Consider the following 20,373-nt stretch of genomic DNA (forward strand, 5'->3'; position numbering starts at 1 on the left):
ACAACTGCCCCGCAGGGACCGCCCCTGCGGGGCAGTCCGCTTCTCAACCATCGGCACCCTGAATGCCCCACCCGTGAGCATGATCAGTGCCGCCTAACAGGCATGTGCGTCTCTCTGGCTCAGGCGGCGAGGGCGAGGCGGGCGGCGGCGGTCTTGTAGGCGGCCTTGCGGGGGCGGTAGATGACGGCGATCGCGGCGACCTGTGCGGGGGTGTAGCGGGTGCACTGACGGGCGCGGCCGTGGGTGTAGCTGACGGAGGAGGTGCCGGTGACGCCTGCCTTGGTCGCGTTCTTGCGGAGGCTGCTGGCGACGGTGCGGGCCTCCTTGGGGGCGAGTCCGGCGGCGATGCAGTGGGTGGCGAGGGTGCCGTTGCCCTGGCGGCGGATCTTCGCGGCGGCGCGGTTGGTGCGGGTGCGGTCGCGGAGGATGCGGCGGGCGTTGCGGCTGCAGTCGTTCATCGGGTCCCCCTACGGTGTTGCGCTTGTCTGTTGCGATACACACTAGCGCTTCACCCTTATGTAGCGCAAGGGGATTGCGCTACTCTGTATCGCATGGATCCGATGACCAAGCTCGACAAGGCAACGGCCAGTTACCGGGAGGCCAAGGCGGTGCACGACGCGGCACAGAAAGCGGCGGCAGCTGCCGTGGTTGAAGCCCTCCGAGCGGGCGAGCGGCCGACCGACGTCACTGCTCGCTCGCCTTTCACAGCCGCCTACGTGAGGCGTATCGCTCGGGACAATGGCATCGAGCCTGCCAAGCCAGGGCCGAAGAAGGGAGCCTGATCGTGGCCAAGCCAGCCAAGCTCTGCTCATGCCGTGACCCCGAGACGAAGAGCCCGCTCGGCAAGCGGTGTCAGCAGTTGGCCAACCCGGATCACGGGAAGTGGTACGCCCGGTACGAGCGGCCTGCCGCGCCGAACGGCATGCGCCGACAGCCGCGCATCGGCCCGTACGACACGGAGCAGGAGTGCCAAGAGGCGTTGGACAACGTCCTGAACGGTGGCCCGACCGTCAACGAGATCCTGGACGACTACATGGAGTCGCTGACCTGCGTGCAGCGGACGCAGGACAACTACCGCCGCTCGCTGCGCATCGTGCGCGAGCTGATCGGCGAGTACCGCTCGCAGTACGTTGAGCGCGACGACATCGACTTCATGGTCAGCTACATGGAGAAGCACGGGAAGCGGGACGGCAGCGGCGGCCTGTCGAAGCGCACGATCGACATGGCCGTGTGCCAGCTGCGGGCCGCATACGAACTGGCCGTCCTTCGCAAGCGGATCAAGCGACGGACCATCCCTGTCGGACCTGACCCAAGGGTGGTGACCCTGTGAGCCGGTGCACTGCGCTGCTGCAGAAGGGCGGCGGCCGCCGCGTTCAGTGCGAGCGCCCGCAAGGCCACTACCAAGCGTTCCTGCGAGACCGGAAGCTTGAGTGGCCGAGTGGCGAGGCCCCTACCCCTGACGGCTGGCACCTGAACAGCGGCGCACTCTGGGGCGACTTCAGTAGAGGTGCTCTGCCGGACATGCGAGAGCAGGCACCGAGCGCGGGCCCGGTGCGCCCGGACGAGGAGCCCACACCATGAGCCTGACCGCACGCCTGCGCGCCCTGCTCCAGCGCCCGCGCGGTGGCCGTCTACATGCCACCCCGCCCGCGCGCGGGCGGCCCGTGGAACTCAGCCCCGGCCGCGCGATCACAGACCCAGACGACGCCGAAGCACTCGGCCTGACCGCCGACGCCCGCCGGATGCGAGGCCTCCCCACCGCATGACGAAGGCCCCGCCCGGACAACCGGAGCGGGGCCGCTGCGCACCCGGGCTCACCCCGGGTAGTCGTCGCCGAGCACCGCGCGCCGCTCCCGCTCGGCCCGCCGGTTCAGCGCGTTCGTCATCCGCACCGCCGTGACGGTGGCCGCGACACCGAGGCCGATGAATACGACCTGCGCGACGAGGCCCCACGGCTTCATTTCCTTGGTGGTGACCATGACGCCGACGCCGACCCAGCCGCCGCAGAACCAGGCTGCCCAGATGCGGAACTTCTCCACGCGCACGGCCTTCTGCACGTCGCTGTAACTGGCCACGGTGCCCCCAGAGGTCGGTGTGGCCCGGAGCGTAGCGGCGCGCGCACGGTGATCGGGCGGGAACGGCGAAGGCCCCGCCGCGACGGAGTAGCGCGGCGGGGCCGGTGCCGGGCGCTACCCGGCGTGAGATGCCAGTGTGGCGGGCGTTCAGCGGTCCTGTGGAGTGCCGGGGACGGGTTTCTCAGCGGTGGGGTACCAGCCGCCGCGGTTGGCTTGGTAGTCGGTGCCGTAGTGGGGGTCGGGCTCGGCGTCGTCGGGTGCTCGGGTGGGCATGTCCTGCGGGAGCGGTGCCACGAGGAGGCTCCTGTCTCGTGTCCGGGATGGGTGGTCCGGGGCGGCCGACTGCTTGGCGGTAGGGCGGCCGCCCCGGGGCGTGTGGGTCAGTCGGTGGGCTGGGTGGGGGTGCCCTCGACGCGGACTGGGTGGATGATGCAGCCAACCCCTTCTGCGATGAGGTCTACTCGCTCGACGTCGCCCGTCTCATCTGCGATGACGTCGCCGAGAGGGGCCACCCCTCTCGGTGGGGGAGTGGCGGACGAATCGGACATGTGCCATGCGCCGTAGAGCCACACGACCGGCACGGCGTAGATCAGGTGCGGGGCCCGCAAGAGCAGCAGTCCGTAGAAGGTGGCGGCGAGAACGGCGAGGACCAGGCGCCTCAGGAGGACTCCGGCGGCGTGGGCGAGGGCGGCGGGCCCGCGCCCGGCGGCGCGCGCGTCGGTGGCGGTCTGCCAGCGTCCCCACGCGGTGATTCCGAGCCACGTGCCGCGGCACAGTCGGCGGCCCGCGGCGGCCGCGCGCGCCTTCACAGGAGCCCCGCGACGTAGTCGCCCGCGGTGGATACGACGGGGGCCGTGATGTAGCCGACGACCCCGGCGATGCTGGAGGCGAGGCCGAGGCTGATTCCGGCGAGGATGCCGCGTACGAAGTCCCAGCGCAGGCCGCGGCGGCTCGTCACGGCGGCGACGATGACCGTGACGATGATGACGACGGCGTGTCCGCCCGGGGTGAGGGAGAGGTACGAGGTGCGCGTGACGTCGGGTGACGTGCCGCCGACGCCGTAGACCAAGGCGAACTCTCCGACCTGGTTGGTGCCCCACAGGGACCAGTCGGCGATGCCGCCGATGATGCCGCCGGCGGAGAGGACGAGCAGGGCGCCGTAGAGCATGCAGAGCACGAACGGGGCCAAGGCGCGCAAGGACTTGAGCGCGAGGCGCTTCTTGTGGCTGGCCCACCAGCGGGTGATGTCCCAGGCGGCGAGGGACAGGCCGACGGTCACGCCGCCGAGGGAGACGGCGGTGTACACGGGAATTCCGAGCGGGGTCACGGTGGGTCCTATCGGAGGACGGCGACGCCGAGGATGGCGAGGGCGAGGATGGCGAGGGTGGTGGCGCTGATGGGGCTGAGGTAGAGCAGGCGGGCGCGGCGGGGCGCGAGGGTGCAGAGGCCGAGGAGGCCGATGAGGGCTGCGGTGGGGAACAGGGCGTCGAGGGCGGGTGTGTTGGTCACGGGTGCCTCAGTGGATGAGGTGGGCGGCGAGGGCTGCGGTGGCGGTGACGGCGGTGAGGGTGGCGGCGGGGCGCCGGTGGCCGTGGGCTGCGGCGGACAGGGCCAGGAGCAGCGCGACGAGCTCGGTGAGGACGGCGCTGGTGGGGCTGGCGAGTCCGGCGAGGACGAACAGGTGCCATGCGTCGGCGACGTCCCGCCAGACGGTGGTGTCGCTCATGGGTTCACCGCGTTCAGGACGCAGGCGGTGAGCAGGCAGGCGATGGCCAGGACGACGGCGGCGGTGCGCACGATGAGGACGGGCCGGTAGCGGGTGGTGGGGGCTGCGGCGGTGAGGATCGCGGCGGTGGCGAAGGCGGTGAGCCCGGCGGCGTGGACGAGGTAGATCATGCGTAGCCACCCCCGCCCTTGCCGACCCCGTCCTCCGGCCGCGGGTTCCGGGACAGCACGGTGCGGATGTACGCGGTGTCGACGGCGTGGCCGTTCTGCGCGAGGAGCAGCGCGATATCGGCCGGGCGCGCGTGCGCATCAGGCTGCAGCATGGATGATGCGTAGAGGATCAGCTCGGTCTTGTTCGAGGTTTGCGGCAGTGCAACCGGGGGCTGCTGCGGCTCGCTGACCTGCGGCGCATCAGGGTTCGCATCATCCGCGTCAGGTGATGCGTCGTGCGCATCATCGGGCGTATCAGGTGATGCGTGGGTGTGCTGGTCGATGAAGGAGGCGAGGTCGCCGGTGTTCTCGAACCAGTCGGTGTCGCCGACGCGGTAGGGGGCGAAGAGGGCGTGCATGCGGCGTTGGATGTCGGGGCCGCCGTGGATGGCGCAGCGGAGATCGCTGTGGTCGGGGAGGCCACGGGTGGTGGAGATCTTGATGTGGTTGCCGCTGGCGAGGAAGTACACGACCGGGCCGTGCGTGCCGTGCAGGGTCGAGAGGTCGTCGACCGGTGTGCCCGCTGCGCCCCGGAGTTCGGTGCTCAGCGGTGGCTGGGCGGTGTCGCGGGCTTCTGCCGGTGTGCTGGCGCGGGGAACCGCTTCGTCTGCTGCTTCGAGGGCCCGTGTTTCGGCGTCGCGGATGGCGCGGGCGCGGTTGACGCGGCGGACGACGGGGATCCTGGCGAGCTCGGCGCCGGCCTCGCCGAGTTCCTGCTCCAGGAACGCGGCGGTGCGGTTGTCGAGGGGGGCGGACTGGTAGGCGAGGAGGATCGTCCAGGTGCCCTTGGCGAGTCCGGAGACGACGGCGCCGACGATGCCGGTGGCGGCGTTTCCGGCGAGCCAGCCGTGTGTGCCGACGGCGCCCATGGCGACGACGAGGGCGATGCCGCCGCCGATCTGTGCCGGGCGGGCGCGCGAGGGGGTGTAGCGGGCCAGCCACTCAATGATCATGAGGGCGATCCAGGCCAGGTCGAACACGGCGGCTGCGCCGTACGCGGCGGGCTCGGCGACGACTCGGTCGAGGAGGTCGCCGATGGAGACGGTCGACCAGACCACGCACGCGATGACGAGGGTGGTCACGATGACGGTGACGGTGTTGAGGGCGATCTGGTCCCAGTCGCGGGGTGGCAGGGGGACCTGGGTGATCTCCTCGTCGGGGACCATGCGGGTCTTGCCGTCGAGGGTGTGTGGGACGAGGCGCTTGCGTTTGATGGTGCGGGTCTTCACGGTGTGGCTCCGGGTGGAAGGGCCGGGCCCGCGCGGTGAGGGCCCGGCCGGTCGGTGCGTCAGGGGCGCGGCAGCGCGCGGCACTTCTCCGCGTGGCCCTGGGCGTGCTCGCGCGCGACCCGCTCGACCCAGCGATGGCCTGCGTAGCCGCAGCCGGTGCAGCGGTAGTCGGCGTGTTCGCCGCGCCTGGTGAGGTCGACGGTGGCGCCTGCGACGGTGAGGTAGCGGGCGATGACGCCGTCGGGCCAGGGCTCGGCGAAGGTGGTGGTCACCTGGTGCCTCCCGGGGTGGCGGCCTGCTCGGCGCCGTGGGCGCGGGCGAGGGCGAGTTGGTCGCGTGCGGCGGCCTGGGTGGCGGGGTCGTGCGCGTGGGCGTAGTCCCTGGCGGCTGCCTGCTGGAGGGCGGCGATGCGCTCGACCTCGGTGGGCTGCTGATTCATCGCAGCCCCCTCGCGGCGCCGCGGAGGACCTGGGCCTGGACGTGGTGCGTGTTGCCCTCGACGCCTGCGGGGATTGCCTCCCACACACGCTTCACGACCGCGTTGACGACGGCGGTGGGGAGACGGTGGAGGCGAGCGGCGACGGCGACCGTCAGGGCTCGGCGCAGCGTGCGCTCGGTGACGCGGCGGTCCTCGCCCATGTCCTCCAGCACGTCGGCCGCGGTCGTGAGGACCTGCGACGCGTACGAGGGCGTGGGCGGGGCGGGCGGCGGGGCTTCAGGAGGCGCGGTGTGGTGGATACGATCCATGGCTAGGACCTGCCATTTCGTCGCTGTTTTGGTGGGTCCGGCCCCCGGCCCATATGGCGCTCCAACGCCGGGCCGGGGGCCTTAACCGTTGCCGAATCGACCGTAGCGAGAAGTGTGGACAATGTCCACACTTCTCGTAGAGGATGACCCATGCCTGAATCCCCCGAGCGGCCTCAGCCGGAGAGGGAGACCATGACCATCCCCAAGCTTGCCGAGCGTGTCGGCAGGAGTCGGACCTTGATCCATCGACTCGCCACGAACCCCGCTGAAGGGTGGCCTGACCCTGTGTTCAAGCCGGGCAGTTCGCGCCCGCAGTACGACGTGGCCTGGTTCGATACGTACTGGGCGGAGCGCCAGGCTGGGATTCGTCAAGGGCGGCGTACGGACCTTGAGGACCCTGAGGAGTGAGCGGCGTGGATGATCTCGTGCAGTGGCTCGGCGAGCAGCTCGACGAGGACGAGCGGATCCTGAGCGAGGCGAATACGTCGCCCGAGATTGTGACGGGGATCCCCCGCTCCTACGCGGCGGCCCCCGTGGCGCTCCACATCGCAGCGTTCGCTGACCCGGCACGGGTGCTGCGCGAGATCGACGCCAAGCGGCGGGTGCTCACCGAGTACGTTGCCGCCGGGGACGCGATGGACCGGGCGGCGCGCGACAACGACACCGCCGGATACAACACGGCCCGTGCGGAGCGGCAGGTGCTGGGACGGGTGATCCGCCGTGACGCCGCCGTATACGCGGACCGGCCGGGATTCCGCGAGGAGTGGCGGCTGTAGCCCCTGTGGGCGTGTGGCTATGCGGCCGTCCAGCGACCAGCGGGCAGGCCTGACGTGCGCTCGTCGACGGCGGCGTGGAGTAGCTCGCCCGGTGTCGCAGTGCTACCGGCGGCCGTCGCGGATCTGGTAGATGCGGGCGCGCGTCAGCTCGGCAGCGTTCGCGATGGCGGTCACAGGGACCCGTCCGATGGCGGCGCGGATGAGGCTGTCTCGGTGTTCTTCGGCGTTAGTGATGGCGCGGGCTGCGGTCGCGATGTCGTCGAGGAGGTCCCCCTCGGCGGTGGGGCCGGGGTGGGCGTCGGGGATCTCGCTGTTCACCTGGTCGGCGAGGACTTGCCACATGTCTTCGGTGGGGGTGCCGTCGTCGTCGGTGTCGATGTCGAGGCCCTCGAAGTCTTCGAGGGTGACGGGCGGGAGGTCGTCGCCGCGATCGATGGTGCCGTTGGTGGCCCAGAGGGTCTTGATCTGCTGCGCGGTGACCTTCATGGTGTGCTCCCTTCCAGCGCCACCCCGTGTAGCGCGCTATGCATACAGTGGCAGTCACCAGCAGTCATGTCAAGCGTGCTATACATCAGGGGAGTTGGTCGGCGTGCCGGACTGGTCCGTCTGACGCACGCTGGGATCATGGCCTCCAGCACGCCCGTAGTGATCTACCCGCCCGACGAGGACGGCGCCCGGCGCGTCCGTGTCGACGGCACGATCCTCGGCCTGGCGTACAGCGTGCGCGATGTCGCCCGGTTCATGCAGGAGGCCGGGCTCCAGTCCTTCGATGAGATGGACGTGGTCCGTTCCCCGCTGATCGAGTGGCGTGGCGGCGGTCCCGAGGTCTGGACCCGCTGACGGGGCGGGCGTACGGTCGTGTCGCGTCACCGTGAGGGGGGCACTCACACCTCGGCCCGCTGTTCCCGTTGGGAGCGGCGGGCCGCGTGCTGTCCGGATCGCGGCTACCGCGGGGAGTCCGGTACGGCGTACACGGGCCAGATCTCCGGCGGCTCCACGACGAGCGGCACGATGCGCTCCTCCACGGCCGGATGCTCCCCGCAAGAGCACGCGTACTTCGCGCCGTCGGCGTTGCGGAGCTGCTCGTGGTAGCGGATGACGCGGCCGTCGGCGCCGTCCTCGACGATCAGGTCGTGGTCGACGGAGATCACGTCGGGGTCGAGGCTGTTGGCGCGTGCCCAGTCGGCGATCTCGTGGGTGCGCCCTTGGGCCTGGTGGAGGCCCCAGAGGGTCTTGCTGGAGATGAGGCGAGCGTTCACGGGATCTCCTTGGGCATGGGCACGTAGCCGCTGATCTTCTTCAGGTCGGGCTCCAGGATCTCCAGCGCCTTCTCCTCCGGGCTCGGCCCGGCGGGCTGGAAGCCGATGAAGTTCGCGAGGAGCCGCCTGGCTATGGCCTCGGCGAGCGGTTCGGGGATCAGGGACGGCCCGGTCGGCGTGGGCCGCTCGAGCTCGGGCCGGTCCAGTTGCGCGCGCTGTTCGTCGGTGAGGCCGTAGCCCTCGGCGAGCGCGAGCAGCGTGGGGCAGTCGTTGATGTGCCTGGTGATCGGTTCGGGGCAGTACCCGCCGTCGTAGCCGCAGCCCTCGCAGGCGTAGTGGGACGGCCAGCCGCCGCCTTGGGGTCGGTGCTCTTCGAGGATCTTCCGGTCGGCCGTGCACCGGCGCAGCACCGTGGCAGCCACGCTGTCCTCGCCGAGCGCGATCTGCCACAGGCTGCTCGTCGTCTCGCGGGCGAGGTGCTCGTGAGCGTTGATCTGCTGGGTGATCCAGCCGTGCAGGTCAGGCACGAACGTGCCCCTCTCAGGAGAAGTGCCGGTCACAGAAGTCGAAGCCCTCGCACTCGAAATCCGAGGCGCGCAGGCTGTCGTACAGGGCCGCGCCGTGGACGCGGCGGGCTTCGGGGTCGTACGCGGTGTGGCTGCGCCCGCCCTGCTTCGCCTCGACCAGTGCAAGGAGTTCGTCGAGGGTGACGGTCCGGCCGTACTCGTCGTTGATCACTCCGGACTTGGCGCGCTCCACCCACAGGCTGTACGCCTTCTCGCGAGGCCAGTCCTGGCCGGCCTGGAAGAGGAACCGCCAGCCCGCGGAGGACTTCCCGAGGTGGAGTTCCTCGCTGGCAGAGCAGTGTGCGCACGCGTCAGCGCAGGGCGGGGTGCGGACGAAGTAGTTGGTTCCCATGTCGTGCTCCTGTGCGTGCAGTGGGGCGTACGGTGAGTCCACCGGGGAGGGGCGTGCCTGGCCTGGGGAGGTCTGTGGGCGCGCCCCTTCGTCGCGCTCAGGTCTCCGGCTCCTCCTCGTGGACCATCGGCCGTGTCGCGTGCGCCTGGCCACTGCCGTACCGGCGCCGCCACGCGGCCTCGAACTTCTTGATCTCGTCCTCGCCGAGCCGCCGGTCGAACGTGACGGCGACGGGCCGCCGCCAGTCCTCCACCAACCCCAGGAGCAGGCACGCTGACTCTGCGTCGTAGCCGACGACTTGGTACAGCACCTGATCGGCGATGTTGATCTGATCGGTGCCGACCATGCTCAGGCCCCACCCGTGGTCGGCGAGTGCTGTGAGCGTCATGCGGGTGTGCTGCGGCGCGGAGTTGACGATGAGGCCGTGGCCGCGTTGGCGAGTGATGGTGATGTCCTGGACGGGCGCCGAGCCTGTGGGCTGCGCGTGCTCGTGGCGGTGGTGGGCGTTGGTGCAGAGCTCGCCGGTGAACTTGTGGTTGATCCGGCAGCGGGCGTACAGGCGGTCGCGCCACATGGTGAGCTCGGCGGCCTGCCCGGGGTGCTGGCGGATTGCGTCGTCGAGGAGCCGCGCGGTCTGGCAGGCCGTGGATTCGTAGGGCTCGGGGGTGATGAGGTCGAGGAGGTGGGTGGGGAGTTGTTCGCGGGTGTCGCCGGGTGGGGGCGGGGTCCAGTCGGTCATCGGTCGCCGCCCATCTCGACGTCGTGGTTCCGGTCGGCGTCGGCGCATTCGCGGACGCTCGGGCCCTCGTCGTGGGCGGGCCGGGGCGGCGCGACGATCGTGACGGGTTCACCGACAGCCATGGCGTGGTCGATGGCGGCCTCGGTCATGTCCGTGTCGCCGGGCTCGTCATCGGAGCGGCGCCGGATCTCGGCTTCCATGTCGGTGGCCCATTCGGCGGGGGCGTGGATGGGTATGTTGTCGCTGCGGCAGGGCTCGGCGGTGAGGTGGCCGCCGCCGCGCCAGCAGTACCAGCCGACTTGGGGCAGAGGGTCGGTCGTTGGGGTCGTTGCCGAGCCGGGGCCGTCGAGGGCCGTGCGCAGGATGCGAGCCCAGTGCCGAGCTCCGGTGATCCGCTCCATCTCGTCGACGACGTCGCGGATCCGGGCGACGATCACCCACGCCTTGCGGTCATCCGTGAGGCGCGTGTCGTGGTCCGCGAGGAAGCAGTTGGAGCCGAGCTGTGCTGCTCGCCGCATGTCGTCGATGATCTGGAGGCGGCGAGCGGGGTCAAATCTGTTGAAGCTGTACAGCCATTGGCCGTTGCTCAGCTCGACGCGCGGGTCCTCGTAGGGTTCCTCGCCCTCGCGGAGGCGGTCGAGCTCGGCCTCGGCCCGCTCGGCGCGTGCGTACAGGGCATCGAGGGCGTCGTCGGTGATCGTGTCGACGGTGTAGCGATCGTTCACGGCTGCTCCAGGACGTAGCCGGTACGGCGGGGCTTGCCGTCCCAGGTGAGCGGGCTGTCGTGCAGCTGGCCGACGAGGATCCACCGGGGTCGCTTGCCGGTGGTGGCGTCGGCGACGCGGGCGTGTGCGTCGCCGGGCCGGTAGGACTCGATGCGGAGGCGGGTGGTCTCGCGGGGGTTGCAGGAGCGGTAGGTCTGGCCGGGCGTGATCATGCGGCGGTCCCGTGGTCGTAGTGGGCTTCGATGTCGGCGATGACGGCACGTTCGTGAGCGTCGAGCGGCGCCCCGTCCTGGGGTGTGCGGGCGGCGGTCGGCCGCGGGCAGTCGGGTGCGTGGACTTCGCCGTCGGAGTGCTGCCAGAACGAGCAGCACGGGGCGGGCGGGGGCGGAGACGCGGGCCGGGCGGCGCGCTCGGCGCGCTGCATCAGGGCCCGCACGCGGCGGTCAGCGGCGGCGTCGCACCGCCCGCACCAGAGCAGGGTCAGCACGCCGTAGACGAGCCCGACGGTGGGGACGACGTGGCCGTGGTGGCCGGTGTACGCGGCGGCGGTGGCGAGGAGGGCGGCGCCGGTGTAGCAGGCGATCGCGGTGCGGCGGCGACTCGTCATGGCTTCGCCTCCGGCCGGACGCGCCACGCGGCAGGGTCGTGCTTGTGCTCGCGGTCGGGCATGACGATCTGGTCGCCGTGTATCCCGTAGCCGATGACGGTGCCGGGCTTGAGGTGGTGGTTGCCCTTGGACGGGCCGCCGCAGGAACCGCATTCGTCGCCCTGGTGGCGGCCGTGCATGCACCGGTCCAGGTCGGTGAGGACCTTGAGGAGGTCGGTGGTTTCTCGGGGCAGGAGCGGCGTGGCTGTCACGGTGGCCTGCGTGCGGTTGAGGGCGTGTTCGATGCCCGCGATGGCGGCGGTGACCTTGGCGTGGAGCGGGGAGAAGAAGACCTCGGTGGCGCAGTGGAGGGCGGCGTTCATGTGGGCATGGGCGGACAGGTGGGATTGGGCATCGACGAGGGCCAGGCGGGCTTTCTCCAGCTCGCGGCGGAGGTCGGTGATGGTGGGGTCGGTCGTCATGGGGTGACCTCGATCTCTGAGAGCGGTACGCGGGCGGCGAGTTGGGCGTGGAGCTGGCGGACGCGGGTGGTGGCTTGGGCGTCGCAGCGGGTGAGGGCGGCCTGGGTGGCGATGGGGAGGGCGAACCAGCAGTGGCTGCACAGGAGTCCGCTGCGGCGGGTGTTGTGGCAGGTGGGGTTGGGGCAGGGCGTGGTCACGGCTGCTCGCTTCCGCTGGTCGGTGGTTCCATGCCGAGCTGGACGGCGGCGAGGTTGACGGCCTCGCGGATGGAGAGGCCGTCCTCGGACGCGACGCGTAGGGCGAGCGCTCGGGTGTGGAGGTCGTCTGCGAGGGCGAGTTGCTCGGGGGTGAGGGCGCGGGTTCGGCCACGTGGTCGGCGGGTGGGCCCCCAGTGGTCGTCGGGGTTGGCGGGTTCGGTGTCGGTCATTGAGGTCTCTTCTCGGGGCTGTAGCAGGGCTGTGGGGGCCGGTCCCCGGCCTGGTGGCGTTCGGGGACCGGCGGGGTGGTTGGAGGGCTCAGGCGGGCGTGTGGGGCTTCGGGGCTGTCGGGGTGCGATGCGGGCGGAGCGCCCTGCAGGGCCCTGAGAGCCGTTCTGCGGGCCGCAGTTCGCGAGGGACGCTCGCGCGGCGTTCGGCCGGGAGACGGGCGCTCAGGGCTCTTCTCGCGGCCCGTACGCCTCGACTGAACCGCCACGCGAGCGTCTGGCGTGCGCGGCGGGGCATCGGGGGCAGGTGCGCCCAGTGCGCCAGCGGAAGACCGGCCGCCGCGACGACGAGGACGACGAACGCCACCACGAAGATCACGCGGCATCCCGCCCCTCCACCACACCCGGGCCGAGCAGTCCCGCCTGCCAGCCCAGCGCCACCGCATGCGCCCGCGTCCGCGCACCGAGCGCCCGCAGGAGGCGCCGCACGTGGGTGCGCACCGTCGGGACCGACACCCCCAGCTCGGCGGCGATCTGGCAGTCCGGCAGGCCCCGCCGCACACCGTCGAGGACCTGGACCAGCCGCCGCGGCAGAGGCTGCACATCGCGTGGCTCCGGCGCGAGCCTGGCGAGGGCCCCGGTCTGGTAGCCGTACTCGACGAGGCGCTGGTGGTACGGGCTGCTGAGCCGCGCTACTGCGGCGGCGCCACGGATGTGGGCGCGGACGGTGTGAGGGCTGAGGAACAGGGCGCGCGCGATCTGTTCCTCGGCGTGGCCGCGTGCGAGTCCGGCGACGACGCGGCGCTGCTGCGCGGTGAACCGACTGGTGTCGGGCGGCGGGGCCGGCGGTTCGGGCGCCGGGGCGGGCGGTACGGCGGTGAAGATGCCCTGCTGCCAGGCGATCGCGATGGCGTGGGCCTGGTTGCAGGCGCCGAGGCGCCGGTAGAGGTGGCGCCGGTAGTCGCGGGCGATGCCGGGGGTGACGCCCAGTTCGGCGGCGGTCTCAGGTACGGACAGTCCGCGGGTGATGGCGTCGAGGGTGTGGGCGAGGAGCGGCGGTAGGTCGGTGGGGGGCTGGTGTGTGGGGGGTGGGGTGAGGTGGCCGTGGAGGTAGGCGTGGTGGACGAGGCGGGCATGGCGGGAGCGGTGGATGCCGGTGCGGGTGGCGGCGCGGTGGATGCGGGAGCGGATGGCGTCGGTGGGGAGGTGGAGGGTGGTGGCGATGTGGTGGGTGTTGTGGCCGTGGGCGAGTTCGGTGATGACTGCGAGTTGTCGGCGGGTGAAGGTGGCGGTCATGACGGCCCCGGGGCGGGCTCGGTGACGCCCGGGCAGGTCGTGGGTGCCTCGCTGCTGATCCGGTCCGTGAGCGGCAGCTCGAAGGGCGGCCGTCCGCAGCAGGGGGTGAGGCCGGAGCCGTCGGGAGGGCAGCCGTGCACGACGTCGGGTCGCTGCGTACCGCCCTGCGGGATGAGCACGTCGACCCCGCACTCGTCGCAGATCCCGCCGTCGGGCAGGTCGTCGGACTCCAGCGGGGTCAGGCCGGGTGTCCCGTCGCCGTGCTGGCGGCACAGGTAGGCGCGGGGGCGGGTGGGGTGCTCGTAGGCGACGACCTCCGGGCTGAACACCTCCGGCTCGGCGGCCTGCTGCGCCTCGTCGGCCATGCGGCGCAGCTTCGCGAGGGCGGCATCGTCGGCGTCGGTGAACCCGTCGTCGGACACCATGCGGTCGAAAGCCAGGTCCAGGGCGAAGGTGAGGAACTGCCGCTCCTCGGCGGACAGTACGGCGGCCCGGGCGGTGGGCGCGGGGAGGACGGCCAGCACCGCGTCGGCGCGGCTGTAGGCGTTCTTCGTGACGGTGGCCGAGCGCCGGTACGCGGCGTACTTCGGGTCGTTGTTGCCTTCGGCCCACTGCATCAGGGCTTCGGCGATGCGGTCGCGGAGGCCGGCGTCGGCGGGCGCAGACAGCGCGGCCGCGGGCTGCTGCTCGGCGTCGAACGACATGACCGAGTCGAGCAGCTCGCGGACTGCGGGCGTCTCCTCGTCGGCGGTGAGCTCGTCGGCGTGGGAGTCCAGGGTGCTGGCGGCGAGCCAGGCCCCGGGGCCGTCAGCGGTACGCCAGCGGGCGGCGATGACATCGGCGTGGTGGGCGAGGAGCGCGGCGAGCTCGCCGCGGCTGAGGGTGAGGCGGTCGGGCGGCGGTGTGTGCATGGTCATCTCCGGTGGGTTCGTGGTGTGCTGGGGGTGCGGCCCGCCCCGGTAGCCACGGGGCGGGCCGTCCTGTCAGACATGGCGGAACGTGATCTCCGCGAGCTCGGCGCGCGCCTCGGCGATCGTGGTGCGGCCGTTCGCGAGGTCGTAGATCAGGCCGACGGCGTGGTACTCGCCGCTGTCGGTGGCGTCGCGCAGCCGTGAGGCGATCTCGGAGATCAGGTCGAAGACGTCGCCGTCGGAGTCGCCTTCGCGCTCGACTCCCGCCTCGTTGATGGCGTCGCCGATGCCTTCGACGAGGCCAGTGCGCATGTCCTCCGGCATGTCCGGCTCGAACGCGAAGTGGATGCGGGCGAGCGGACGCCCTGCGTTGAGCGTGATCTCGTGCTCGGTGGACGGGACCAGGCCGTCGGCGCCGAGATTGATGGCCCACTCGGACGTGTCGGCCGCGCCGGTCAGCAGGTCGTCGATACTGCGCTGCGCCGCGTCGAAGTCGTCGCGAGCGAGCATGTCCCAGGTGCGGCCTCCGGCCACGGTGGTGACGGGCGCGCCGGGGTCGGTGACGGTCGACTCGATGCGCGAGCCGTCCATCTGCTCGCCGATGCCCATGAAGTCGGGGTCGTCGAGGGAGGCGCGGTGCTGGCGGGCGGCTTCGTGGCGGAGATCGTCGTCGGTGTACGGGCGGTCGGGCATGTGGTCCTCCTGGTGGTGTCGGGTCGGGTTGGTGGTCAGAGGCAGACGGCGCAGGCGTGGGCGAAGTCGGTGGACTCGTGGCAGCGGTCCACGCAGCGGCGGCAGTAGTCGGTCAGGCCGTGTCGGGCGTGGCCGTCGTGGCGGGTGTCGGCCGGGGCGAACGGCGTCCCGCACTTCCCGCACGCGGCGGCCTCCCGCCCCTCACGCATGTGCGGCGGGTCGCAGTCCTGAGCGCCCGCGAGACGCGCCGTCGGGCACGGGAAGGGCACGAGGCCGTCGCCGCCCGCCGCCGCGGCGTCAGCGTCGATGCACAGCGGGCAGGGGCCCATCGGCGAGTCCTTGTGCAGGTGCCGGATCTCCTCCAGGGCGGCGTGGAGCCGGCGGACTTCGGTGAGGAGCGCGGGCACGTCCGTCCGGGCCGCGGCCACGAACGCGGCGTCTGCGCGGTCCTGCTCCGGGCTGCTCGTGCCGCGACAGGTCTCGCCGATCCAGAGGGAGATACCGGGCTGGTACTCGGTGCCCTGGTAGATCTCCCAGGCGTCGGTGCACCAGGGGCCGGGGGTGGCGGCGTTGGCGCGGGCTTCGATCTGGTCGAGCTGCTCGGCGGTGAGCGGGTCGGGCTGGCTGGTCATGGGCTGCTCCTTCGAATCGGGTTGGGGTTCACTCGCTGGTCTCGTCCGCGGCCCAGGCCTCGCACGCTGCGGCCGTGGAAGTCGCACACACCCACTCGCCGATGCGCTGGCGTGGCGTGGCGCCGGTGTTGATGAGTTCCGCGAGCGACCAGGCGACCTGCACCGGATTCGCGAACCCCGGCACGAGCAGCGGGACGGGGTCGGTGTTGGAGCCGTCAGGCAGCCGCTTCGCCCACAGCCACACCGGTCCCTTCTCGGCCTCACCCTCCTCGACGCCGGGGTGCCACTCCCAGAGCAGCTGCAGACCGTCCGGCCAGCGCCCGGGGTCGACTCCGTAGGTGTCCTCTGGGGTGAAGTGGAGGCCGGCGCGCAGGTATCGGTACGTACCGCGGGTGTCGCAGTCGTCGGCCCAGGTGTCCGCGGGGTCGAGTCCGACCTCGGCGAGGGTGTCGGTGACGGCGGTGATGTAGGCGTCGTGGGGCAGGTCGGCGGTGGTCATGTGCTGCTCCTGGTGGGGTGTTGGGGTGACGGGCGGATGGGGTGCGGGTTGTGTCCGGCGGTGCGCGGTCAGGCGGCTGCGGTCTGGTGGACTGGTTCGGGTGGGGCTGGTCCGAGGTGGTCGAGGGCGGTCTCCAGGTCGCGGGCGATGCGGCGCCATTCGGTGGCTTGGGGGGTGCCTTCGCGGGCGCCGGCGGCGACGTGGAGGGCTTCGATGAGGCGGTCGGTGGTGGGGATGTCGGGGAGGTCGAGGCGGATCACTGGGTGGCTCCGGTGTCGTCGGTGAAAGGGCTGCCGAGGTCCGGCATCGTGAAGGCGCTGCCGAGTCCGGAGGTGGCCTCGGCAAAGCGGAGTTGCCTGTCGACGGCTCGGTACACGGGCTGCTTTTCGAGGCCGTTGCGGCACGCGCGGCAGCGCCACGGGCGACGCAGGGTGATCCACTGGACGCGGCGGCAGGCGGGGCACGTCACGGAGTAGGCGGACGGCCCGTACGGGGTTTCCCAGTTGGCGTATCCGCAGGTCGGCCGGTGACCGCGCGCGCCGGGGAGTGGGCCGAGGGAGGTGCGGCCGAGGATGACGAGTTCACCGCCGGGCCAGCGGCAGGTGCATTCTCGCGCGCAGTGGCAGGCGCGGGTCTGGGCGAGTTCGGCGGTCTTCTCGGCGCGGGGGATGCCGGGGCCCTTGACCTCGATCCAGGTGCCGAGTTCGGGCAGCCAGAAGTCGGGGATGTACACGGTGCCGGAGGGCAGGGTGATGGTCTCGGGCTCGTATTGCCAGGTGGTGCCGTTGGTGCTCAGGGTGTGGGCCCAGTCGGCTTCGAGGCGGGAGCGGAAGAGGGTGCCCGCGTACTGGGTGGGGACGGCGTGGATGGTGGGTTCGTCGGTCACGAGACGCTCCGGAGTCCGCGCCTGCGGTCGGGGCCGTCGAAGCCGACGATGGTCGCGGTCTGCGCGAGGCGGGAAGCAAGCCGGTCGCCGAGACGGGTCACCAGGTCGGGTGTGGGTGCGCCGGTCTGGATGGGAAGGTTGGTGGTGATCAGCAGTGGAAGTGACTCGTTGTAGCGGTAGTTGACGATGCGGGTGGTGGTCTCCTCGGTGAACTCGGAGAGCTTCTCGGTGCCGAGGTCGTCGAGGAGGAGCAGTGGGATCTGGCGCAGCCGCTTCAGCTCGTGCTCGCTGCCCTTGTCGGATCCGCCGGGGCGGAGCAGGCCGTAGAGGTCGGGGGCGGTGGTTGCGATCATCTCGAAGCGCTTCGGCCCGGCTTCCGCGATCCGGCGGAGCGCCCCGTACGCCTGGTGGGTTTTGCCGGTGCCGATGTTCCCGTGCAGGACGAGGATCCCGGCGTCACGAATGTCTGCGGCGGCGCGGTCGGCCCATGCTCGGATGACGGGGTGCTCGGCGGTCGCCTGCCGGTAGCGGTAGGGGACGGCGTTCTGCCAGCGGGCGAGGGCGAACTCGGCGCGCTGACGACGGTGGTACTCCGGGTGGCCGGGCTCGTCCGGGGTCGGGGCGTCGTCGATGGGGCCAGCCGTCACGCGGGGTGCGTGTTCGGCGATTCCGGCCATGAGCCGGGCGAGCATCGTGGGTCGGTTCTCGGCGAGGCTTTCGGGGTCGTTCATGCGGGGCTCCTAGAAGTGGCCGAGGTCGGAGGCGCGGTCTTCGGGGGTCGGCTCGCGGTACGGCTGGTAGCCGCCGGACACGGCACGCAGTGGTGGGCGTTCGGTGTCGGGGGCGGGCATGGGCGGGAGTTCGCTCCAGCCGCGCAGGAAGTACTTGGCGGAGTCGACGGGTTCGGGGGCTCGTCCGGCGGCCTTGATGGCGTGGGCGACGAGGGCGGGGACGCCGGTCTTCTCGATGAGGGCGAGGAGGGGGAACCACTGGTTGCCCTTGAAGGGCCAGCGGACGATGACGCCTGCGGCGGTGAGGCTGTCGATGAGGGGGCGTGCGGCTTCGGGGATGCCGTAGTCGAGCGGCGCGGGGGGCTGGCTCTCCTGCTTGCTAGCTGAGGGGGTAGTTACTGAGGGGACTGAGGGGAAGGGGTCCGGGGTTTCCGGACCCTTTCCATGTGGTTCCCGGACCCTTTCGGGGTCGTTCCCGGACCCTTTCTCGCTCATTGGGTCCGAGGTTTCCGGACCCTTTTCCTCGGATTGGGTCCGGGGTTCCTGGACGCTTTGTCCGGGGTTCCCGGACCCTTTCTCGTCGATAGGGTCCGGAGAACCTGGACCCTTTGCGGACCTGAGGGCGGGGATTCGGTAGACCGCGCGGCGCCCGCGATGCCCCGCCGAGACACCTTCGAGGGCGCCCTTCTTCCGCAGCGCCTTGATCACTTCGTACCGGCTGGAGCGTCCGGGCAGGCGCATCCTGTGGGCGATCGCCGGGTCGTCCTCGATGCCGGGCCAGCACTCGCGGGTGGAGTCGTTGGCGTTCTCGGCGAGGACGGCCAGGGCGTATCGCTCGCGCCAGGTCAGCGTCTCGGGCGCGTGATCGAGCACCTCGACGAACAGGCGGATTCCCACGGGCGGTCTTCTCTCGTTCGTGCTGGTCAAGGCATGGGTGAACTCCGCGAGTTCACGGATCCCTGCCGCACACCCATGATGCCACATTCATGTGGCCACTGTGATGTTGCGTGGTGCGGTGGACTTTGATGAGGCCACATCGGTGTGGGAACATGCCGACATGCCCGCCCCCGAAGAGACCGTCGCCGCCCTGCGCAAGGCGGTACGGGCCAAGAACGCCGCCGAGAAGCGCGCCGACGATGCGCGCGCCGTGCTCGCGATCGCCATGGCCAGGGCCATCCACGGGGGCATGAAGCAGAGCGAAGTCGTCGCGGAGACCGGGTACACGCGCGAGCACGTGCGGCGCCTCGTCCGCGAAGTCGAAGAGCAGGCATCTGCCTCCTGACACCGCCTTCTCCTCTCTCCTCCGGGCCCCGCACCGTGCTGGTGCGGGGCTTCGTGCTGCGGTCAGGCCTCGTCGTCCTGCACGTACGGCACGGCCGCCTCGGGCCGGACCGCCCGCCACAGATGCAGGCCCGTCGACCGCCCGTCGAGCATCAGGAACATGCAGGCGCGCACCGCGCGGTCCTCGATCTGCTGAGCAGCACGCGCGAACGCCCCCCGGTCCGGGCCAAGGTGGGCGATCGCCTCGTACGCTTCGACGACCTGCTTGCCGCGCTCACGGGCCTGGGTTTCCAGGCGGGTGGCGACCGACCTCACCCACTGGTCGAACTCGTCGGGGACGGCGTCCAGGAGCGCGTCGAGCGGAGCAGGACCGGTACCGAGGGCGGTGATCTCGGCGACCGCGCAGCCAAGGGCTTTGGCCACGAGCTTGGGCGGCTGGTCGGCGTACTTCTGCATGCCGAGCATCCGCCAGATGTCCCGCTCGGTGATGCCGGTGAGGACCTTGTGGAGGCGGACGTACTCGGCCAGCTTGGCCTTGGCGCGGAGCCCGTTGGCGTAGCGGATGACGTAGCCCTCGGTGGAGATGCCGCTCGTGGGGGTGCCGTCGGGGCGGGTGTTGGCCTCGGTGAGCTTCAGCAGCTCGGGCAGCGGCGGGGCGGGCCAGGAGCGGACGACCGAGCCGAGCCCCTGCCACTCGTCGGACGCGGCGTCGAGCGGGACCTCGGTGCCGTCCCTGTCGAACGCTCCGAGGAGGACGAGGTCTTCGCGCTGCCCGTAGTCGACGACGATCCGGTTGGCCGGGTACAGGATCTCGGCGAGGTACGTGGTGTCTGGCCACAGCGCGCCGGTGTCGCGGCTGTCGAGCCGCCTCTGCGCCCACTGGGCCTGCTCGCTGGTGAACGAGCCCTTCGATGCGGCGTGCCAGCGGCCGGAGTACCAGAAGACGATGCCGAGGGAGCCGTCGACCTTGTCGAACACCTCGAACGGTTCGTCGGGGAGCGGTGGCGCGTACGTGTAGCCCTGCTGGTGCTCGGCGACGTTGAAGAACTTCGGGAACGGCCAGGCGATGATCTCGTCGGTGATGTTGTTGGCGATGAGGCCGCGGCATTGGAGCGTGGCGGTCGTCCAGGCGCGTTCGTACTGGGCTGTGCGCGTGTAGGTGTAGATCGACAGGGGTAGCTCAGGGTGTTCCTTGCGGCTGATGTGCCCGGCGTCGAGGGCGGCATGGAGTTCGTCGGCGGGGATGAGGTCGGTGAGGTAGGGCATCAGGCGGCCGCCTTCCGGATGCCGCCGCCGCGGGGCCGGAGGGTGACGCCGGCCTCCAGCAGCAGCGCCCGAGTCCCGCCGTACGACCGGCCGAGCTGCCGAGCGACGGACGCGATCGTGCAGCCCTGCGCGTACAGTCCGGCCGCGCGGCGGGCCATCTCTTCGCGGTCGGTGCCCTTCAGGTAGGGGCGCCGGGTGGTGGTCATGTGTGGTGCCTTTCTGGGTGGTTGGGGTCCGGGCCCGCCCGCCCGGGGGGACGTACGAGCGGGCCCGGGTGGCGGCC

At 71.3% G+C, this 20,373-nt stretch carries 40 protein-coding genes; 6 read left to right on the forward strand and 34 right to left on the reverse strand.

The features are described from left to right. Positions 1–119: 119 nt before the first annotated feature. On the reverse strand, positions 120–458 hold the full coding sequence (locus tag OO63_RS33760; protein WP_030357904.1) for a hypothetical protein: 339 nt from the start codon (positions 456–458) through the stop codon (positions 120–122). A gap of 93 nt (positions 459–551) precedes the next feature. Here OO63_RS33760 and OO63_RS45695 point away from each other — a divergent pair, with 93 nt between their 5' ends. The 3 genes from OO63_RS45695 (at position 552) to OO63_RS45700 (ending at position 1,766) form a co-directional block, all read left to right on the forward strand. Next, positions 552–782 (forward strand): hypothetical protein, encoded by a 231-nt coding sequence (locus OO63_RS45695; protein WP_157854106.1) that lies wholly within the window; start codon positions 552–554, stop codon positions 780–782. Between the two features lie 2 nt (positions 783–784). After that, positions 785–1,330, forward strand: coding sequence for a hypothetical protein (locus OO63_RS33765; protein ID WP_157854107.1), 546 nt, complete (start codon positions 785–787; stop codon positions 1,328–1,330). A gap of 247 nt (positions 1,331–1,577) precedes the next feature. Next, complete coding sequence (locus OO63_RS45700) at positions 1,578–1,766, forward strand: hypothetical protein (RefSeq protein WP_157854108.1); 189 nt, start codon at positions 1,578–1,580, stop codon at positions 1,764–1,766. A 48-nt stretch (positions 1,767–1,814) separates the two neighbouring features. Here the strand turns inward: OO63_RS45700 and OO63_RS33770 are convergent, their stop codons facing one another. From OO63_RS33770 to OO63_RS33800, 11 genes are all read right to left on the reverse strand, one after another. Continuing rightward, on the reverse strand, positions 1,815–2,075 hold the full coding sequence (locus OO63_RS33770) for a hypothetical protein (protein WP_030357906.1): 261 nt from the start codon (positions 2,073–2,075) through the stop codon (positions 1,815–1,817). A 147-nt stretch (positions 2,076–2,222) separates the two neighbouring features. Next, positions 2,223–2,369, reverse strand: a complete 147-nt coding sequence (locus OO63_RS45705) for a hypothetical protein (RefSeq protein ID WP_157854109.1) — start codon at positions 2,367–2,369, stop codon at positions 2,223–2,225. A gap of 86 nt (positions 2,370–2,455) precedes the next feature. After that, entirely contained in the window at positions 2,456–2,884 is a 429-nt protein-coding gene (locus OO63_RS33775; RefSeq protein ID WP_030357907.1) for a hypothetical protein, read from the reverse strand. Further along, complete coding sequence (locus tag OO63_RS33780; protein WP_157854110.1) at positions 2,881–3,402, reverse strand: hypothetical protein; 522 nt, start codon at positions 3,400–3,402, stop codon at positions 2,881–2,883. Before OO63_RS33780 ends, OO63_RS33775 begins: the two co-directional genes overlap by 4 nt. A gap of 8 nt (positions 3,403–3,410) precedes the next feature. After that, a complete protein-coding gene (locus OO63_RS45710; protein ID WP_157854111.1) occupies positions 3,411–3,584 on the reverse strand; it encodes a hypothetical protein in 174 nt (57 codons plus the stop codon). A 7-nt stretch (positions 3,585–3,591) separates the two neighbouring features. Further along, positions 3,592–3,801 (reverse strand): hypothetical protein, encoded by a 210-nt coding sequence (locus OO63_RS33785; RefSeq protein ID WP_030357909.1) that lies wholly within the window; start codon positions 3,799–3,801, stop codon positions 3,592–3,594. Beyond that, positions 3,798–3,971 (reverse strand): hypothetical protein, encoded by a 174-nt coding sequence (locus OO63_RS45715; protein WP_157854112.1) that lies wholly within the window; start codon positions 3,969–3,971, stop codon positions 3,798–3,800. The genes OO63_RS33785 and OO63_RS45715 overlap by 4 nt, the downstream gene beginning before the upstream one ends. Continuing rightward, positions 3,968–5,239 carry a hypothetical protein gene (locus tag OO63_RS42595; RefSeq protein ID WP_051811428.1) on the reverse strand — a complete coding sequence of 424 codons (1,272 nt, stop codon included), beginning with the start codon at positions 5,237–5,239 and terminating at the stop codon, positions 3,968–3,970. Before OO63_RS42595 ends, OO63_RS45715 begins: the two co-directional genes overlap by 4 nt. A 59-nt stretch (positions 5,240–5,298) precedes the next feature. Continuing rightward, complete coding sequence (locus OO63_RS33795) at positions 5,299–5,511, reverse strand: hypothetical protein (RefSeq protein WP_030357911.1); 213 nt, start codon at positions 5,509–5,511, stop codon at positions 5,299–5,301. Next, positions 5,508–5,678 carry a hypothetical protein gene (locus tag OO63_RS46145; RefSeq protein ID WP_169786651.1) on the reverse strand — a complete coding sequence of 57 codons (171 nt, stop codon included), beginning with the start codon at positions 5,676–5,678 and terminating at the stop codon, positions 5,508–5,510. The genes OO63_RS33795 and OO63_RS46145 overlap by 4 nt, the downstream gene beginning before the upstream one ends. Continuing rightward, positions 5,675–5,986, reverse strand: coding sequence for a hypothetical protein (locus tag OO63_RS33800; RefSeq protein WP_033264716.1), 312 nt, complete (start codon positions 5,984–5,986; stop codon positions 5,675–5,677). Before OO63_RS33800 ends, OO63_RS46145 begins: the two co-directional genes overlap by 4 nt. Positions 5,987–6,399: 413 nt before the next feature. Here OO63_RS33800 and OO63_RS42600 point away from each other — a divergent pair, with 413 nt between their 5' ends. Then, the gene (locus tag OO63_RS42600) at positions 6,400–6,762 is read left to right on the forward strand and encodes a DUF6221 family protein (RefSeq protein ID WP_078619533.1); all 363 of its coding nucleotides are present in this window, start codon (positions 6,400–6,402) and stop codon (positions 6,760–6,762) included. A 102-nt stretch (positions 6,763–6,864) separates the two neighbouring features. Here OO63_RS42600 and OO63_RS33815 read toward each other — a convergent pair whose 3' ends face one another. Then, positions 6,865–7,248: a hypothetical protein gene (locus OO63_RS33815; protein WP_030357915.1), complete on the reverse strand. Its 384-nt coding sequence runs from the start codon at positions 7,246–7,248 to the stop codon at positions 6,865–6,867. A gap of 138 nt (positions 7,249–7,386) precedes the next feature. Here OO63_RS33815 and OO63_RS33820 point away from each other — a divergent pair, with 138 nt between their 5' ends. Beyond that, positions 7,387–7,602 carry a hypothetical protein gene (locus OO63_RS33820; RefSeq protein ID WP_030357916.1) on the forward strand — a complete coding sequence of 72 codons (216 nt, stop codon included), beginning with the start codon at positions 7,387–7,389 and terminating at the stop codon, positions 7,600–7,602. A gap of 104 nt (positions 7,603–7,706) precedes the next feature. On the opposite strand, the gene OO63_RS33825 is transcribed toward OO63_RS33820, so the two are convergent. The 19 genes from OO63_RS33825 to OO63_RS42620 form a co-directional block, all read right to left on the reverse strand. After that, positions 7,707–8,021: a hypothetical protein gene (locus OO63_RS33825; protein WP_030357917.1), complete on the reverse strand. Its 315-nt coding sequence runs from the start codon at positions 8,019–8,021 to the stop codon at positions 7,707–7,709. Continuing rightward, positions 8,018–8,548 carry a hypothetical protein gene (locus tag OO63_RS33830; protein WP_030357918.1) on the reverse strand — a complete coding sequence of 177 codons (531 nt, stop codon included), beginning with the start codon at positions 8,546–8,548 and terminating at the stop codon, positions 8,018–8,020. The genes OO63_RS33825 and OO63_RS33830 overlap by 4 nt, the downstream gene beginning before the upstream one ends. A gap of 13 nt (positions 8,549–8,561) precedes the next feature. Beyond that, the gene (locus OO63_RS33835) at positions 8,562–8,939 is read right to left on the reverse strand and encodes a hypothetical protein (protein WP_030357919.1); all 378 of its coding nucleotides are present in this window, start codon (positions 8,937–8,939) and stop codon (positions 8,562–8,564) included. A 97-nt stretch (positions 8,940–9,036) separates the two neighbouring features. Further along, positions 9,037–9,678 carry a hypothetical protein gene (locus OO63_RS33840; protein WP_030357920.1) on the reverse strand — a complete coding sequence of 214 codons (642 nt, stop codon included), beginning with the start codon at positions 9,676–9,678 and terminating at the stop codon, positions 9,037–9,039. Then, complete coding sequence (locus tag OO63_RS33845) at positions 9,675–10,403, reverse strand: hypothetical protein (RefSeq protein ID WP_030357921.1); 729 nt, start codon at positions 10,401–10,403, stop codon at positions 9,675–9,677. The genes OO63_RS33840 and OO63_RS33845 overlap by 4 nt, the downstream gene beginning before the upstream one ends. Next, the gene (locus OO63_RS33850; RefSeq protein ID WP_030357922.1) at positions 10,400–10,615 is read right to left on the reverse strand and encodes a hypothetical protein; all 216 of its coding nucleotides are present in this window, start codon (positions 10,613–10,615) and stop codon (positions 10,400–10,402) included. Before OO63_RS33850 ends, OO63_RS33845 begins: the two co-directional genes overlap by 4 nt. Then, positions 10,612–11,010, reverse strand: a complete 399-nt coding sequence (locus tag OO63_RS45050; protein ID WP_051811430.1) for a hypothetical protein — start codon at positions 11,008–11,010, stop codon at positions 10,612–10,614. Before OO63_RS45050 ends, OO63_RS33850 begins: the two co-directional genes overlap by 4 nt. After that, entirely contained in the window at positions 11,007–11,471 is a 465-nt protein-coding gene (locus OO63_RS33860; protein WP_030357924.1) for a hypothetical protein, read from the reverse strand. Before OO63_RS33860 ends, OO63_RS45050 begins: the two co-directional genes overlap by 4 nt. After that, positions 11,468–11,668, reverse strand: coding sequence for a hypothetical protein (locus tag OO63_RS33865; protein ID WP_033264717.1), 201 nt, complete (start codon positions 11,666–11,668; stop codon positions 11,468–11,470). The genes OO63_RS33860 and OO63_RS33865 overlap by 4 nt, the downstream gene beginning before the upstream one ends. Then, complete coding sequence (locus OO63_RS33870) at positions 11,665–11,898, reverse strand: hypothetical protein (protein ID WP_030357925.1); 234 nt, start codon at positions 11,896–11,898, stop codon at positions 11,665–11,667. The genes OO63_RS33865 and OO63_RS33870 overlap by 4 nt, the downstream gene beginning before the upstream one ends. A 372-nt stretch (positions 11,899–12,270) precedes the next feature. Then, on the reverse strand, positions 12,271–13,191 hold the full coding sequence (locus tag OO63_RS47440) for a LuxR C-terminal-related transcriptional regulator (RefSeq protein WP_051811431.1): 921 nt from the start codon (positions 13,189–13,191) through the stop codon (positions 12,271–12,273). Then, a complete protein-coding gene (locus OO63_RS33880; RefSeq protein ID WP_030357927.1) occupies positions 13,188–14,108 on the reverse strand; it encodes a hypothetical protein in 921 nt (306 codons plus the stop codon). The genes OO63_RS47440 and OO63_RS33880 overlap by 4 nt, the downstream gene beginning before the upstream one ends. Before the next feature lie 66 nt (positions 14,109–14,174). Beyond that, positions 14,175–14,795, reverse strand: a complete 621-nt coding sequence (locus OO63_RS33885; protein WP_063750490.1) for a hypothetical protein — start codon at positions 14,793–14,795, stop codon at positions 14,175–14,177. Positions 14,796–14,830: 35 nt separating this feature from the next. Further along, positions 14,831–15,427, reverse strand: coding sequence for a hypothetical protein (locus tag OO63_RS33890; RefSeq protein WP_030357929.1), 597 nt, complete (start codon positions 15,425–15,427; stop codon positions 14,831–14,833). Positions 15,428–15,455: 28 nt separating this feature from the next. After that, on the reverse strand, positions 15,456–15,926 hold the full coding sequence (locus OO63_RS33895) for a hypothetical protein (RefSeq protein ID WP_030357930.1): 471 nt from the start codon (positions 15,924–15,926) through the stop codon (positions 15,456–15,458). 68 nt (positions 15,927–15,994) lie between these two features. Further along, positions 15,995–16,186, reverse strand: a complete 192-nt coding sequence (locus OO63_RS33900; RefSeq protein WP_030357931.1) for a hypothetical protein — start codon at positions 16,184–16,186, stop codon at positions 15,995–15,997. Then, positions 16,183–16,812 carry a PDDEXK family nuclease gene (locus tag OO63_RS42615; protein WP_030357932.1) on the reverse strand — a complete coding sequence of 210 codons (630 nt, stop codon included), beginning with the start codon at positions 16,810–16,812 and terminating at the stop codon, positions 16,183–16,185. Before OO63_RS42615 ends, OO63_RS33900 begins: the two co-directional genes overlap by 4 nt. Continuing rightward, positions 16,809–17,543, reverse strand: a complete 735-nt coding sequence (locus OO63_RS33910; RefSeq protein ID WP_033264718.1) for an ATP-binding protein — start codon at positions 17,541–17,543, stop codon at positions 16,809–16,811. The genes OO63_RS42615 and OO63_RS33910 overlap by 4 nt, the downstream gene beginning before the upstream one ends. A gap of 9 nt (positions 17,544–17,552) precedes the next feature. Further along, positions 17,553–18,440 (reverse strand): hypothetical protein, encoded by an 888-nt coding sequence (locus OO63_RS42620; RefSeq protein ID WP_030357934.1) that lies wholly within the window; start codon positions 18,438–18,440, stop codon positions 17,553–17,555. A 160-nt stretch (positions 18,441–18,600) separates the two neighbouring features. Between OO63_RS42620 and OO63_RS33920 the strand changes: the two genes are divergently transcribed. After that, positions 18,601–18,825 carry a hypothetical protein gene (locus OO63_RS33920; RefSeq protein WP_030357935.1) on the forward strand — a complete coding sequence of 75 codons (225 nt, stop codon included), beginning with the start codon at positions 18,601–18,603 and terminating at the stop codon, positions 18,823–18,825. A 62-nt stretch (positions 18,826–18,887) separates the two neighbouring features. On the opposite strand, the gene OO63_RS33925 is transcribed toward OO63_RS33920, so the two are convergent. Both OO63_RS33925 and OO63_RS33930 read right to left on the reverse strand, forming a co-directional pair. Then, entirely contained in the window at positions 18,888–20,090 is a 1,203-nt protein-coding gene (locus tag OO63_RS33925; protein ID WP_030357936.1) for an RNA ligase, read from the reverse strand. Next, complete coding sequence (locus OO63_RS33930) at positions 20,090–20,296, reverse strand: helix-turn-helix domain-containing protein (protein ID WP_030357937.1); 207 nt, start codon at positions 20,294–20,296, stop codon at positions 20,090–20,092. The genes OO63_RS33925 and OO63_RS33930 overlap by 1 nt, the downstream gene beginning before the upstream one ends. Between the last annotated feature and the right edge of the window lie 77 nt (positions 20,297–20,373).

It is taken from the genome of Streptomyces alboflavus (genome assembly GCF_000716675.1).
Lineage (GTDB): Bacteria > Actinomycetota > Actinomycetes > Streptomycetales > Streptomycetaceae > Streptomyces > Streptomyces alboflavus.

Coding starts and splice junctions, on each gene's coding strand:
- OO63_RS33760 (WP_030357904.1), bottom strand. CDS start 458: ATGAACGACTGCAGCCGCAACGCCCGCCGCATCCTCCGCGACCGCACC.
- OO63_RS45695 (WP_157854106.1), top strand. CDS start 552: ATGGATCCGATGACCAAGCTCGACAAGGCAACGGCCAGTTACCGGGAG.
- OO63_RS45700 (WP_157854108.1), top strand. CDS start 1,578: ATGAGCCTGACCGCACGCCTGCGCGCCCTGCTCCAGCGCCCGCGCGGT.
- OO63_RS33785 (WP_030357909.1), bottom strand. CDS start 3,801: ATGAGCGACACCACCGTCTGGCGGGACGTCGCCGACGCATGGCACCTG.
- OO63_RS45715 (WP_157854112.1), bottom strand. CDS start 3,971: ATGATCTACCTCGTCCACGCCGCCGGGCTCACCGCCTTCGCCACCGCC.
- OO63_RS46145 (WP_169786651.1), bottom strand. CDS start 5,678: ATGAATCAGCAGCCCACCGAGGTCGAGCGCATCGCCGCCCTCCAGCAG.
- OO63_RS33800 (WP_033264716.1), bottom strand. CDS start 5,986: ATGGATCGTATCCACCACACCGCGCCTCCTGAAGCCCCGCCGCCCGCC.
- OO63_RS33815 (WP_030357915.1), bottom strand. CDS start 7,248: ATGAAGGTCACCGCGCAGCAGATCAAGACCCTCTGGGCCACCAACGGC.
- OO63_RS33820 (WP_030357916.1), top strand. CDS start 7,387: ATGGCCTCCAGCACGCCCGTAGTGATCTACCCGCCCGACGAGGACGGC.
- OO63_RS33835 (WP_030357919.1), bottom strand. CDS start 8,939: ATGGGAACCAACTACTTCGTCCGCACCCCGCCCTGCGCTGACGCGTGC.
- OO63_RS33840 (WP_030357920.1), bottom strand. CDS start 9,678: ATGACCGACTGGACCCCGCCCCCACCCGGCGACACCCGCGAACAACTC.
- OO63_RS33850 (WP_030357922.1), bottom strand. CDS start 10,615: ATGATCACGCCCGGCCAGACCTACCGCTCCTGCAACCCCCGCGAGACC.
- OO63_RS45050 (WP_051811430.1), bottom strand. CDS start 11,010: ATGACGAGTCGCCGCCGCACCGCGATCGCCTGCTACACCGGCGCCGCC.
- OO63_RS33860 (WP_030357924.1), bottom strand. CDS start 11,471: ATGACGACCGACCCCACCATCACCGACCTCCGCCGCGAGCTGGAGAAA.
- OO63_RS33870 (WP_030357925.1), bottom strand. CDS start 11,898: ATGACCGACACCGAACCCGCCAACCCCGACGACCACTGGGGGCCCACC.
- OO63_RS47440 (WP_051811431.1), bottom strand. CDS start 13,191: ATGACCGCCACCTTCACCCGCCGACAACTCGCAGTCATCACCGAACTC.
- OO63_RS33880 (WP_030357927.1), bottom strand. CDS start 14,108: ATGACCATGCACACACCGCCGCCCGACCGCCTCACCCTCAGCCGCGGC.
- OO63_RS33885 (WP_063750490.1), bottom strand. CDS start 14,795: ATGCCCGACCGCCCGTACACCGACGACGATCTCCGCCACGAAGCCGCC.
- OO63_RS33890 (WP_030357929.1), bottom strand. CDS start 15,427: ATGACCAGCCAGCCCGACCCGCTCACCGCCGAGCAGCTCGACCAGATC.
- OO63_RS33895 (WP_030357930.1), bottom strand. CDS start 15,926: ATGACCACCGCCGACCTGCCCCACGACGCCTACATCACCGCCGTCACC.
- OO63_RS33910 (WP_033264718.1), bottom strand. CDS start 17,543: ATGAACGACCCCGAAAGCCTCGCCGAGAACCGACCCACGATGCTCGCC.
- OO63_RS33920 (WP_030357935.1), top strand. CDS start 18,601: ATGCCCGCCCCCGAAGAGACCGTCGCCGCCCTGCGCAAGGCGGTACGG.
- OO63_RS33925 (WP_030357936.1), bottom strand. CDS start 20,090: ATGCCCTACCTCACCGACCTCATCCCCGCCGACGAACTCCATGCCGCC.
- OO63_RS33930 (WP_030357937.1), bottom strand. CDS start 20,296: ATGACCACCACCCGGCGCCCCTACCTGAAGGGCACCGACCGCGAAGAG.